The organism is Shinella sp. (assembly GCF_052438155.1).
In the GTDB taxonomy this organism is placed as follows: Bacteria; Pseudomonadota; Alphaproteobacteria; order Rhizobiales; family Rhizobiaceae; genus Shinella.
In genome coordinates, this window is the sequence record NZ_JBQVPI010000031.1 from 35,708 (window position 1) to 48,899 (window position 13,192).

The 13,192-nt window shown below is 64.6% G+C and carries 10 protein-coding genes and 1 pseudogene; 10 read left to right on the forward strand and 1 reads right to left on the reverse strand.

All coding sequences use genetic code 11. The features are described 5' to 3' along the window. Nucleotide 1: 1 nt before the first annotated feature. The 4 genes and pseudogenes from ACT6VE_RS29900 to ACT6VE_RS29915 all read left to right on the forward strand — a co-directional run. Nucleotides 2-1,060, forward strand: a complete 1,059-nt coding sequence (locus ACT6VE_RS29900; protein WP_444801894.1) for an ABC transporter ATP-binding protein — start codon at nucleotides 2-4, stop codon at nucleotides 1,058-1,060. Between the two features lie 43 nt (nucleotides 1,061-1,103). Then, on the forward strand, nucleotides 1,104-2,138 hold the full coding sequence (locus ACT6VE_RS29905) for a sugar phosphate isomerase/epimerase family protein (protein ID WP_444801895.1): 1,035 nt from the start codon (nucleotides 1,104-1,106) through the stop codon (nucleotides 2,136-2,138). Continuing rightward, nucleotides 2,135-2,926: an inositol monophosphatase family protein gene (locus ACT6VE_RS29910; protein ID WP_444801896.1), complete on the forward strand. Its 792-nt coding sequence runs from the start codon at nucleotides 2,135-2,137 to the stop codon at nucleotides 2,924-2,926. The genes ACT6VE_RS29905 and ACT6VE_RS29910 overlap by 4 nt, the downstream gene beginning before the upstream one ends. A gap of 320 nt (nucleotides 2,927-3,246) precedes the next feature. Beyond that, a pseudogene (locus tag ACT6VE_RS29915) lies at nucleotides 3,247-3,459 on the forward strand (integrase core domain-containing protein); the annotation flags it as partial. A 200-nt stretch (nucleotides 3,460-3,659) separates the two neighbouring features. Here the strand turns inward: ACT6VE_RS29915 and ACT6VE_RS29920 are convergent. After that, on the reverse strand, nucleotides 3,660-4,253 hold the full coding sequence (locus ACT6VE_RS29920; RefSeq protein WP_444801897.1) for a helix-turn-helix domain-containing protein: 594 nt from the start codon (nucleotides 4,251-4,253) through the stop codon (nucleotides 3,660-3,662). Nucleotides 4,254-4,517: 264 nt separating this feature from the next. Here ACT6VE_RS29920 and ACT6VE_RS29925 point away from each other — a divergent pair, with 264 nt between their 5' ends. From ACT6VE_RS29925 to ACT6VE_RS29950, 6 genes are all read left to right on the forward strand, one after another. Further along, nucleotides 4,518-6,233 (forward strand): ABC transporter substrate-binding protein, encoded by a 1,716-nt coding sequence (locus ACT6VE_RS29925; RefSeq protein WP_444801898.1) that lies wholly within the window; start codon nucleotides 4,518-4,520, stop codon nucleotides 6,231-6,233. Nucleotides 6,234-6,309: 76 nt separating this feature from the next. Beyond that, complete coding sequence (locus tag ACT6VE_RS29930; protein WP_444801899.1) at nucleotides 6,310-8,160, forward strand: dipeptide ABC transporter ATP-binding protein; 1,851 nt, start codon at nucleotides 6,310-6,312, stop codon at nucleotides 8,158-8,160. After that, nucleotides 8,157-9,125, forward strand: coding sequence for an ABC transporter permease (locus ACT6VE_RS29935; RefSeq protein ID WP_444801900.1), 969 nt, complete (start codon nucleotides 8,157-8,159; stop codon nucleotides 9,123-9,125). Before ACT6VE_RS29930 ends, ACT6VE_RS29935 begins: the two co-directional genes overlap by 4 nt. Next, complete coding sequence (locus ACT6VE_RS29940; RefSeq protein ID WP_444801901.1) at nucleotides 9,122-10,075, forward strand: ABC transporter permease; 954 nt, start codon at nucleotides 9,122-9,124, stop codon at nucleotides 10,073-10,075. Before ACT6VE_RS29935 ends, ACT6VE_RS29940 begins: the two co-directional genes overlap by 4 nt. A 9-nt stretch (nucleotides 10,076-10,084) precedes the next feature. Beyond that, complete coding sequence (locus ACT6VE_RS29945; protein ID WP_444801902.1) at nucleotides 10,085-11,389, forward strand: alpha/beta fold hydrolase; 1,305 nt, start codon at nucleotides 10,085-10,087, stop codon at nucleotides 11,387-11,389. A gap of 16 nt (nucleotides 11,390-11,405) precedes the next feature. Further along, on the forward strand, nucleotides 11,406-13,192 hold a 1,787-nt coding region (locus ACT6VE_RS29950), incomplete at its 3' end, for an aminopeptidase P family protein (protein ID WP_444801903.1).

Sequence of the window (13,192 nt, forward strand, 5' to 3'; positions counted from 1 at the left end):
CATGGCCTTTCTCGACATCCATCATCTGGAAAAATCCTTCGGTGCGACGCGCGTCGTCAAGGATTTCAATCTCGGCATCGAAAAGGGCGAGTTCGTTTCCTTCCTCGGCCCCTCCGGCTGCGGTAAGACTACGGTGCTGCGCATGGTCGGCGGCTTCGAGACACCGACATCGGGCGCGATCCGCATCGCCGGGCAGGACATCACGGGCCTGCCGGCCAACCGGCGCAAGATCGGCATGGTGTTCCAGGCCTACGCGCTGTTTCCCAACCTGACCGTGGCCGACAATATCGGCTTCGGCCTTAAGGTGGCAGGCGAGGGCAAGGCGGACATCGCAAGGCGCGTTGGTGAAATGCTGGAGTTGATCGGCCTGCCGCAACTCGGCGGCCGCTATCCCTTCCAACTGTCCGGCGGCCAGCAGCAGCGCGTGGCGCTCGCCCGCGCGCTGGCACCACGCCCGCAGGTGCTGCTGCTCGACGAGCCGCTTTCGGCGCTTGACGCGAAAATCCGCATCAGCCTGCGCGAGGAAATCCGCCGCATCCAGCGCGACCTCGGCATCACCACCATCTTCGTGACGCACGACCAGGAAGAAGCGCTCTCCATGTCGGATCGCGTCGTGGTCATGCACCAGGGCGTCGCCGATCAGGTCGGCACGCCGTTCGAGATCTACAACCGGCCGACGACGCGCTTCGTGGCCGAGTTCGTCGGCACGCTCAATCTGCTCGACGCGGCGGTGGTCGAAGCAGCCGCCGGCAAGATCCGCCTGGGCGACGTGCCGGTGGCGCTGAACCGCCCGCTGCCCGGCCGGGCCGGTGACAATATCAGCCTGGCGCTGCGGCCGGAAACGGTGGCGCTGGGGCGGGCGGAGGGGCGCAATGTCGTGCTCTCCGGCCGCATTGCCGAAGTGCATTTCCTCGGTTCGGTCATCCGCATCCGCGTGGCGATCGCCGACCAGATCGTTTCCCTCGACACGTTCAACCAGCCCGACCGGCCGCCGCCGGCCATCGGCGCGCTCGTCGAAGTCAGCATCTCGGACCGCGACCTGCTGGTGCTTGCCGCGTGACGAACACCCCTCAACCAACCCGATCGCTTGCGGAGGAACCGGCATGGTGACGGATTTGCCATGGAATGCCATGCCGCTGCCGGACTGGCGGGAGCGCGTCGCCGCACTTTCCGCGCCATGCCGCGTCCGGCTCGCCGCGCGGGCGCGAAGCGCGCCGTTGTTCGCCCATGCCTATGCCTTTCATCTCAACATGCGCTTCGGCGGAATGACGCCGCTGGACCTGGCCGAGTTCGCCGCGGCGCAGCTGCTTTCCGGCGTGAAGATCCATGTGGAAGACGGCGAAGCGGCCAGCCTCGCCCGCATGCCCGATGACGCCCTGCGCGCTTTCGGCGAAGCGGTGGCGCAGCGCGGGCTGGACCTGCATGTCGAGACCAGTACGACGGAAGCGGCCGGGCTTTCGGATGCCGTGCGCATCGCGCTCGCGGTAGGCGCCACGTCGCTTCGCTGCTATCCGCGCTACGAGGGGCGCGTCTCCGAGATCATCGACTGGACCATCGCGGACCTGCGCCGCCTTGCGACCTTCGATCCCGAGGGCCGGTTGCGCTACACGCTCGAACAGCACGAAGACCTGAAATCGGAGGAACTGACCGGCATCCTGCTGGCCGTGGACAATCCGCGCCTCGGCCTGCTGTTCGATTTCGGCAACATGATCAACGCCTATGAATTGCCGTTGCCGGCGCTGGCGGCGCAGGCGCCCCACATTGTCGACGTGCATGTGAAGGACTGCCTGATACAGGCGGATCGCGGCGGTTGGGGCCATCTTGCCTGCCTGTCCGGCGAAGGGCATCTGCCACTTGCGGCGATGTTTGTGGAATTGCTGCTGCTCGGCGACGACCGGCCGCAGGTCCTGGCCTTTGGGCTGGAGGAGGAGGAGGGTTATTTTGCGCCGGCCTTGCGCTTCCCCTCGGAGGCGCCGGACCCCTTCATTCCCGCCCGCACCGCCAGCTTCACGCCGATCGGCTCCGGCGATCTGCAAGCACGCCTCCGGCAAGAGACAGCCGCCGCCAACCGGCAGGTCGAGACCGTCAGAACCCTGCTGCGCGCAATCGCGACTGAAGCCGAAAGGATCGAAGAATGACCAAAGAACAGACCTGCCCGCCGGCCTTCCTGGCGCTGGCCCACAAAATGGCCGATGCCGCCGCCGACGTGATCCGCCCTCACTTCCGCCAGCGCCTAAAAATCGACGCCAAGGCCGACGCCAGCCCCGTCACCATCGCCGACCGCGATGCGGAAGCGACTATGCGGCAAATGATCGAGGCGCAGTTTCCCGACCACGGCATAAGGGGCGAAGAATTCGGTGTCTGTCGGGCCGATGCCGAATGGGTCTGGGTGCTCGATCCGATCGACGGCACGAAATCCTTCGTCTCCGGTTCGCTCGCCTTCGGCACGCAGATCGCCCTTCTGCATTGCGGCGAGCCCGTGCTGGGCATGATCAACCAGCCGATCACCCGGGAACGCTGGCTTGGTCTGCCCGGCGCGCCGGCAACCCTCAACGGCGACCCGATCCGCTCCAGTGCAACGACAGCGCTTGACCAGGCGATCCTTTATACATCCGCTCTCGAGCAGTTCGACCGGCAGCGTCACGACTGCTTCGCCGCATTGGCCGCGAAGGTCCACTTTACGCGGTTCTCGCACGACTGCTACGCCGCCGGTCTCCTGGCGCTGGGCGGCATCGATCTCCTCGTCGAAAGCAATGTCTTCGACTACGACATCCTTCCGCAAATGCCGATCGTGCTTGGCGCCGGCGGTGTCGTGACCGATTGGAAAGGCAGGTCACTAACGGACGCGCCCCGCTATGATACCGTGTTGATGGCGGGAAATGCGACAATCCACCAAGCCGCCTTGGAGGCACTTCGGGACGACTGATCATGGTCATTGCTGATAGTCACCGCGAAGATTTCCTCACGAGGACGTAAGGCGACGCTATTTTGCGTCGCCAGACCGGGTTGGTGCAGAAATGAAATTGCAGGCAAAAATGACGTCAGCTGCCCCGCTCCGGCGACCACCGCAGAGTGCGTCAAAGCGGTCGCACAAGGCTTGATGCGTGTCGCCATCGACAGCGTCTCGACCATGCAGCAGGATTCTAAACTTTCGACGTCAACGCTCTCGTATCGGTAGTGGCCGATTTTACGTACATCCGCATTCCCGCAGGCTTCTGCAATCTGGCTGTCATTCTCGATGCCTGCAGCCGCAAAGCCGTCCGCAACCCCTATCACAATGCGCAGGCAGAGAGCTTCACGAAGACCCTGAAAGTGGAGGACGTGTATCTCGCCGGCTGCGAGAATTTTGTAGACGTGACCGACCGATTGCCCAGGTTTATCGAAGAGGTCTACAATGCCAAGCGGCAGCACTCTGCCCTTGGCTATCGATCGCCAGCAGAATTTGAAACCCAACTTGCCCAGCAGGCGGCTGAATTTGATGCGCCTCGCCGATCCAGCTCGAGGGGTTCACTCCAATCCCGGGTCAGTTCTCAGCGCAAATCAACAGTTAACGTTACGATGCCGTAAGAAAAGCTGGCGCGTGCCAAAGCGGCAAGCCATCTGCCCGGCTGGTGTGGCGTGTCGGATTGATGGGACGCCACCTTCCAGCGGCTGGTGAATTACAGAAGCAAAGGCTGTGTTCGCACCCAAAGTTCCAGCACGGGCTCCGTGCCGAGGGTGGCGGAGCGGTGGGGGAGATGCGACTGGAAATGCATGGAGTCGCCCTTGTTGAGGATATGGCGTTCGCCGTCTACCTCCAGCAATACGCTGCCTTCCAGGACATAGACGAAATCCTCGCCCTCGTTGTGCATGATCTCAGACACGTGGCCGGGCGGGCGGCGCACGAGGGTCGGGTGCATTTTGGCATCGGGAAAGGCACCACCCAGAAACTCATAGGTGCGCCGGGTGTCGCCGAGGCTGAAGGCCTCCCGCTTGCCCTGCCGCGATACGGTTCCGGCCTGCCGCGGGGCCTTGACGAAGGTGTCGATGCTTGTATCGAGCGCTTCGGCAATGTTGCAGAGAGACGCAAGCGAGGGCGTCGAGACGCCGCGTTCGATCTGCGACAGGAAACCGATGGACAGGCCGACACGGTCGGCCACCTGCTGCAGCGTCATGTCAATGGCGCGGCGACGTTTGCGGATCTTCTTGCCGAGGGCCTCTTCCGTGACGCTGTCTGCCACGCCTTCCTCCTGCACGTTCGATTCTGGCGACATTCAAAACCCCGGTTCGCAGCATGGACGGATCTGCCCAAGATATGGCGCAAGCGCTTTGCGATGTCGATCAGGGGAGCCGGGCCTTGCCGAGGTTTTTGCCGCATGCGACCGTGCCGGCTCGCTCGTTTCGGCCCCCTATAAAAATTTCACTACAAAACTTCAATTTCTTTTGCAATGGTTCAATTTTTGAGTAATGACTTCGCCATCCAAGGTCTAAGCTCAGGGAGGAGCCAAATGCGCATTCACAGGAACGGAATGTCTTTGATGGCGTCGGTCGCCGTCGTTGCCATGCTTGCAGCCGGCGGCGCGCTGGCGCAGGAGGAGCCGCAGGCAGGCGGCGTGCTGCGCATTCTGGCGACCGGCGAACCGGACCATATGGACCCGACGCTGGCCGGCATGGTGCCGACGAACAACCTGATGCGTGCCATCTCGCGCCAGTTGGTGAGCTATGAGGCATCGACTGACCCCGAGACGGCGATCAAGCCGGTGGGGGACCTTGCGACCGAGGTGCCGCAGCCGACCGATGACGGCCTCACCTATACGTTCAAGCTGCGCGAGGGCGCGATGTGGAATGCGCCGTCCGGTGCACGCCAGGTCACGTCCGCCGACGTTGAGCGCGGCTTCAAGCGGCTGTGCAATCCGCACATGCAGGCCTCGACGCTCACTTATTTCACCGCGCTGATCTCCGGCCTCACCGAATTCTGCGACGGCTTCGCCAAGGTCGAGCCGACGGCGGAAGCGATGAAGGCCTATATGGAAGGCAACGACGTCACCGGCATCGAGACGCCGGATGATGCGACAGTGGTGTTCAAGCTCAAGGAGCGTGCGGGCGATTTCGTCTACATGCTCTCGCTGCCGATGCCGGCGGCGGTGGCGATCGAGACGCTGGACTATGTTCCCGACAGCCCGGACTACCGCGCCAATTTCGTCGGCAACGGTCCCTATACGATCGGCGAATATACGCCCGACACCAGCCTGAGGCTCGTGCGCAATCCGGCCTGGAAGGCTGAGAGCGACCCGTTGCGCAAGGCCTATGTCGAGGAGATCGACATCACCATGGGCCTGCAGGCCGATGCGATCATGCAGCAGCTGCAATCGGGTGATGCCGATCTCGCCTATGATATCAATGTGCCGACAGCAATCCTGTCGACGCTGGCTGCCACGGGTGACGAGAAGCTGACGGCGATGTCCGCCGGCAACACGAACTTTCTGTTCATCAACACGGTGTCGAACAACAACAACGGCGCGCTGAAGGACCTGCGCGTGCGCCAGGCGCTGCAATATGCGGTGGACAAGGCGGCCATCGTCCAGCAATGGGGCGGCTCGACCGTCGCGGAACCGGCGAACGGTATCTTCGGCATCGGCGTCCTCGGTTATCACAAGTTCGATCTCTACCCGTCGCCCGACGCGAAGGGCGATCCGGAGAAGGCCAAGGCCCTGCTTGCCGAAGCCGGATTCCCGAACGGCATCACGCTGAAGATGCCCTATCGCAACAAGGATCTCGAAGTGACGACCGCCGCGACGATCCAGGCCAGCGTCGCACGCGCCGGCATCACGCTGGAAATGACCCCGGTCACGGCTGCCGACTACTATTCCAAGTTCATGACCAACCCGGTCAACACCAAGGAAGGCACCTGGGACATCGCGCCGGTCGGCTGGACGCCGGATTGGGTCGGCGGTGCGGCGCGCTCCGTCTTCCAGCCGCAGTTCACCTTCGACGGCACGCATCAGACCTACAACTACACCGACTACAACAACCCGAAGGCCACCGAGATCGCCATGAAGGCGATCAACGCGACCACGCCGGAGGAAACGGCCAAGCTGTGGGCAGAAGTGGACGAACTGGTGATGGCCGATTCACCCGTCGTTCCGCTGATCGCCAACAAACACCCGCGCTATCGCAGCGAGGCGGTGAAGAACTTCCTGCCCTATGCGCTAGGCGTCGAGGGCGACTGGACGAACCTCTGGCTCGAGCGCTGAGCCCAGGCCTGATTGCCGGCGTCGCGGGCCTCGCGACGTCGGATGCCTCCTCTTTCACAGGGAAACAGGGTCGACCGTGACCATTCTCGAAGCCAAAGGTCTCACCGTGGACATCCCGACCGAGGACGGGGTGGTTCATGCGGTGCGCAATGTCTCCTTCTCCGTGCGGGCGGGGTCGCTGTTCGGCATCGCCGGCGAATCCGGCTCCGGCAAGAGCGTGCTCACCCAGGCAGTGACGGGCCTGCTTGCCAATGCCGAGATTGGCGGCGAGGTCCTGTTCGAAGGTCGCAACCTGATCGGCCTGCCGCAGGAAGACATGCGCCGGCTGCGCGGCGGCCGCATCGGCATGATCTTCCAGGACCCGCTCTCCAGCCTGCATCCGTTCTATACGATCGGCGCGCAGATCGCCGAGGTGCTGCACGCCCATGAGCGGGTGAGCGCTGCGGAGGCGCGGGCGCGGGTGGTTGATATGCTCGGCAAGGTCGGCATCCCTTCGCCGAAAGACCGTTTCGACGACTATCCGCACCAGTTTTCCGGTGGCATGCGCCAGCGCGTGATGATCGCCATGGCGCTCATTCTGAAGCCGGCGCTCGTCATCGCCGACGAGCCGACCACCGCGCTCGACGTGACCGTGCAGGCGCAGATCGTGGCACTGCTCGACACCATGCGGCGGGATTTCGGCACCACCGTCATCCTCATCACCCACGATCTCGGCCTGCTGTCCAGCGTCGCCGACGACGTTATGGTGATGTATGCCGGCCACCGGCTGGAATACGGCCGTGCTGCCGATGTGTTCCGCCAGCCGGCCCATCCCTATACGGCCGGACTGTTGCGCTCGACGCCTGCAAGCTACCGGCCGGGCACGGACCTCGCCCCGATCGGCGGACGGCCGCCAAGCCTGCTGGCGACGCCGGCCGGCTGCGTTTTTGCGCCGCGCTGTGCCGAGGCGTTGCCGCGCTGTACGAGCGAGCCGCCGCCACTGCGCCTCTACAGCGACGGGGTCGAATCCCTCTGTTGGCTCGAAGAGGGCGCCGGAAAGGCCCGGCCAATGGCCGAAGCGACCGCGGTCGCCGTGCCAGCAACCGTTTCCGAACCGGTCGCGGAAATCGAAAATGTACGCCTCACCTATCAGGCCGGCAGCTTCTTTGGTCCGAAACGGTCCCTCGACGTGCTGAAGGGCATCGACCTGACCATCCGGCGCGGTGAGACCGTGGGCCTTGTCGGCGAGAGCGGCTGCGGGAAATCGACGCTGGCGCGCATCGTTGCAGGCCTCATCCCGGCCACGTCCGGCAGCGTCCGGGTGCTTGGCCGCGACATGGGCGCGCTTGATGCCCGGCAATGGCGGGAAATGCGCCAGCAGGTCCAGCTCGTCTTCCAGGATCCGTTCGGATCACTCAATCCGCGCCGCCGCGTCGGCGCGATCATCGGCGACCCGTTCCGTCTGCACGGCATTGCTTCCGGCGAGGCGCGCCGGGCGAAGGTGCGCGACCTGATGGAGATCGTCGGGCTCAATCCCGAACACTATAATCGCTTCCCCTCGGAGTTTTCCGGCGGCCAGCGCCAGCGGATCGGCATCGCCCGGGCCCTGGCGTTGAACCCGGGGCTGATCATCTGCGACGAGCCGGTTTCGGCGCTGGATGTGTCGATCCAGGCGCAGGTGCTGAACCTGCTTCGTCGCCTCCAGCGCGAGTTCGGCCTGACCTATCTGTTCATCTCCCACGACCTCTCGGTCGTTCGCCATGTCTGTGATCGTATCGCGGTGATGCAGGATGGCCGGATCGTCGAACTCGCCACCGCCGAGTGGCTGTTTGCCGATCCGCAGCATCCCTACACGAAGACCTTGCTTGCGGCTTCCAAGACGATTCCTGCCTTTGCAAAGGGCGAGCAGCGGTCCCTGGTCGAAACGCGGAAGCAGGTGGCATCATGAGTGACGGCGTGACGAAAGAACCGATCCCCGAAACCGGGGTCGTCCAGCGCGGTTCCTTTGAATTGACGTTGCGGCGGCTGCGGCGCGACACCGCGAGCGTGATGGCCTTCGCCGTGATCCTGGCGATCGTCCTACTGGCTATTGCAGCTCCGCTGGTCGCCACGATGACCGGCCATTCGCCCATCGAGCAGTTCCGCGACACCGGCCTGTCGCCGACCGGCATTCCCGTCGGGCCGGGGGCGGAGTTCTGGCTGGGCACGGACCAGCTTGGTCGTGACGTGCTGGTCAGGCTCGCCTATGGCGCGCGGGTGTCGTTGCTGGTCGGGGTCTGCGCCTCGCTGATCGCCTCCTTCATCGCCGTCGTCGTCGGTACGACCGCGGGCTATTTCGGCGGCACGGTCGATCTTGTCCTTAGCCGGCTCACCGATCTCGTGATGAGCGTGCCCTTCCTGCTCTGCGCGCTAGCCCTGGTCTCGGTTTTCGGGCCGAGCCTTTCGCTCAGCGTCGCCGTCATCGTCTTCTTCAGCTGGGCGCCGATGGCCCGCGTCATCCGCGGGCAGGTGATCTCGCTGCGCCGGCAGGATTTCGTGCAGGCCAGCCGTTCGCTTGGCGCGGGCCCGTTGTCGATCATGATCGTCGATATCCTGCCCAATCTCGCCGTGCCGATCATTGTCTACACCACCATGCAGATTCCCAATTCCATCGTCTTCGAGGCAACGCTCTCCTTCCTGGGCATGGGCATCGTGCCGCCGACACCGAGCTGGGGTGGAATGCTGGCGGACGCCTCGTCCAACTCGCTCTATCTGGTCGCCTGGTGGCTGGTCTTCGTGCCGGGCACGGCGCTGCTGATGACGACGCTTGCTTTCAACATTCTCGGCGACGGCCTGCGCGATGCGCTCGATCCGAAGAGCGCGCGCACCGCGCGTCGCCTGAAGCGCCAGCCGAAGGGAGCCACCAAGCGATGATCCGGTTCCTCTCCCGCCGCGTGGCCTTCGGCGCAGGCGTTCTGTTTGTTCTTTCGGCTTTCGTTTTCCTGCTGTTCTTCGTGGCGCCGGGCGACCCCGCGCGCATGATCGCCGGCGACAAGGCGACCGAAAGCCAGCTTGCGCAAATCCGCAAGAATCTCGGCGTCGACCGGCCGATCCTCGCGCAGTACGGCACCTTCATGGGCAAGGCGCTCACCGGCGATCTCGGCTTTTCCTACCGCAACCAGCAGCCCGTCGCACCGATCATCCTGCGGCGCATTCCCGTGACGCTGTCGCTGGTGCTGGGTGGTGCGGTGCTCTGGCTGGCGATCGGGGTGCCCGTCGGCATCATGTCGGCACGTCATGTGGGCAGCCTGCGCGACCGGCTGGGGCAGGCCTTCATTCTCGTTGGCCTCAGCTTTCCGACCTTCGTGCTCGGCATGATGTCGCTCTACCTGCTGTATTTCCTGCCGAAACAGGCGGGCTTCACCCTGTTCCCGGCCGGTGGCTACAAGGCGCTGACGAGCAATCCAATGCTTTGGGCCTGGCACCTCGCCTTGCCCTGGACCACGCTGGCACTGACCATGGCCGCCGTTTATGCGCGCCTGACCCGGGGTCAGATGCTGGAGGTGATGCGCGAGGACTATATCCGCACCGCCCGTGCCAAGGGACTCTCCGAACGCCGTGTGGTGTGGAAACACGGCCTGCGCGCCGCGCTGACACCGCTCGTCACCCAACTTGGCGCGGATATCGCCATGCTGCTCGGTGGCGTCATCATCATCGAGCAGGTCTATGGTCTGCAAGGCGTCGGCGCGCTCGCCGTGCAGGCGGTCGCCAACCAGGACCGGCCGATCATTATCGGCGTGGTGCTGCTCGGCGGCGTGTTCATTGTCATTGCCAATATCGTCGTCGACCTTTTCTATGTGCTGCTCGACCCGCGGGTACGTTGAGGACTTCCCATGATCGTCTCCGAATACACCATTCCCGGCCTGCATATCCGCGACCACGTCGTCACCGCCCCGCTCGACTGGGCGGCGCCGGACGGCAGGACCATCGAGGTTTTTGCCCGCGAGGTGGTCGATCCCGCCCGCAAGGATGAAGCGCTGCCGCTGCTCTGCTTCCTGCAAGGCGGGCCGGGCGGCAAGTCGCCGCGGCCGACGCGCGGTGGCCCGCCCTGGCTGCACAAGGCGCTGAAGACCCATCGCGCCATTCTGCCCGACCAGCGCGGCACCGGCCGATCGACGCCAGTCGATGCGGCGACGATCGCGGGCTTCGAAGCCGAGGCGGGAGCCGACTATCTTGCATGCTTCCGTGCCGATTCCATCGTCGACGACCTCGAGCACCTGCGCAAGACCAGCTTCGGGGGCAAGCGCTGGCAGACGCTCGGCCAGAGCTATGGCGGCTTCCTCACGCTCACCTATCTGAGCCGCGCGCCGGAGGCTCTTTCGGCCTGTTACATTGCCGGCGGCATACCGAGCCTCGACCCATCGGCCGACGAGGTCTATCGCCATACCTACCCGCGCGTGCGTGCCAAGAACGACATCTTCTACAAGCGATATCCGGAGGACGGCGCGCTGGTGGCGCGCATCGCCGATTTCATCGATGCCAATGTGGTGCTGCTGCCCGATGGCGACCGCCTGACCGTGCGACGCTTCCAGAGCCTCGGCCTCGACTTGGGCATGGGGACGGGCTTCGAGAACATTCACTGGCTGGTCGAGGAAGCCTTTGCCGGTGCGGCTGGCGACCGCCTGTCCGACCAGTTCCTCGCGTCCGTCATGCACCTGACCGCCTATCATGGCAATCCGCTGTTTGCCGCGATCCACGAGGCGATCTACGGTGAGGGCGAGGGCGCCACGGCCTGGTCGGCTGAACGCCTGCTCGGCGAGTTCCCCGAGTTCGATTCCAAGGCGCGACCGCTGCTTTTCACCGGCGAGATGATCTATCCGTCGATGTTCGAGGAGATTGCCCTGTTGCGGCCGTTCCGCGCTGCCGCCGAGGCACTCGCCCGCCGCCCGCGCTACAGCCGGCTCTACGACAAGGACCGGCTTGCGGCCAATACGGTTCCGGTTTCGGCGGCGATCTATCACGACGACATGTATGTCGATGCCGGGCTGTCGCTTCAGACGGCACGCGCCGTCGGCAACCTGGATTTCTGGATCACCAACGAATTCGAGCATGACGGCATTCGCCAGTCGGGCGCGGTCTTCGATCGGCTTGTCGCACTGGTGGCCGAAAAGGGCGGACCGCTGAACGCGGACCGGTAAGGGAAAGACACATATCATGACGACAAACGACCGTGCGCCGGTGCTGGCGGCGCTGCGTGGCTGGCTGGCTGCGTCCGGCCTGGACGGGCTGATCGTGCCGCGCACGGACGCCCACCAGAGCGAAGTGACCGCCCCGCGCGACGATTGCCTGCACTATCTCAGCGGTTTCTCCGGCTCTGCAGGCCTCGCGCTCGTGCTTGAGGACAGCGCCCTGATCTTCGTGGACGGCCGCTATCAGGTCCAGGTGCGACAGGAGGTCGATCCGGCGCTGTTCGAGGTGCGCCACCTGCACGACGATCCGCTCGACCGCTGGCTGAAAATCCATGCCCGCCCGGGCTGGCGCATCGGCATCGATACCATGCTGATCGCCGGCAACCTGTACGACCGGCTGGCAACCGGATGCGCGACAGCGGGGGCGGAGCTGGTGGCGCTCGACGACGATCCCTTCCATGCCGTATGGCGCGACCGTCCCGCCCGCCCGCTCGGCGCGATCCGCGCGATGCCGCCGCAGGCTGCCGGGGAAACGGCGGCCAACAAGCGGGTGCGCATTTCCGAAGGCTTGCGAGAGCGCGGCGCGGGCCTGCTGGTGGAGACCCTGCCGGACAACATCGCCTGGCTTCTCAATGTGCGCGGCTCCGATGTGCCGATGAACCCCGTGCCGCATTCCTTCCTGCTGCTCGGCGCGGACAACCGGCTGGAATGGTTCGTCGACCGGCGCAAGCTCGGCAACGATCTCGACGCCTACGAGCTTGCCGACGTGACGCTCTCGCCGCCGGAGCAGTTTCTCGGCCGCCTGGCGGAAACGGTTTCTGGTAGGACGGCGCTGATCGACGCGGATTTCGCGCCACAGGCGGTCCGTGCTTGCGTCCTTGGGGCTGGTGGCAGACTGGCGGCGCAGACGAGCCCGATCACGCTTGCCAAGGCGGCGAAGACGCCGGCCGAACTCCAGGGATACCGCGATTGCCATCTCGAAGACGGCATCGCCGTTGTCGAATTTCTGGCCTGGGTCGCCACTGAGGTGCCGGCACGCCAGGGCACGGCAAAGCCATTGACCGAGCTTGAGGTCGAGGCACGGCTGCTCGCCTTCCGACAGGAGCGGGCCGGCTTCATCGAGCCGAGCTTCCGCACGATTTCCGCCGCCGGTGCCAATGCGGCCATGTGCCATTATGCGGCGCGGCCGGAAACCGATGCGGCAATCGACACCGCCACACCCTATCTGGTGGATTCCGGTGGACAATATCTGAACGGCACCACCGACCTGACGCGAACGCTGATGCTCGGCGCCCCGAGCGCCGAAATGCGGCTCGCCTATACGGCCGTCCTGAAGGGCTTCCTGTCGCTGCTGTCGGTGCGTTTTCCGGTCGGGACGCAGGGCCATCAACTCGATGCCTTTGCGCGTCGGGCGCTGTGGGAGGCAGGCCTCGACTACGATCACGGAACCGGCCACGGTGTGGGGCATAATCTGCTCGTGCACGAATATCCGCACCGCTTCGACCGAAAACCGAACCTTCACGGCCTTGTGCCCGGCAACATCATGACGGTGGAGCCCGGCTACTACAAGGAAGGCGCTTTCGGCATGCGCATCGAAAACCAGGTGGAGGTCATCGCCGACGGCGACGGCTTCTGCCGCTTCGCCTCGCTCACGCTCGTGCCCATCGATCTTGCAATGGTCGATCTCGACACGTTGAGCCCCGCCGAATGTGCCTTCCTCGACAGCTACCACGCCCTTGTCCGCGCTCAGCTAAAAACCCGCGTTGGAATCGGCGCCCTGCCATGGCTCCTAAGCCAAACACAATCCATCGA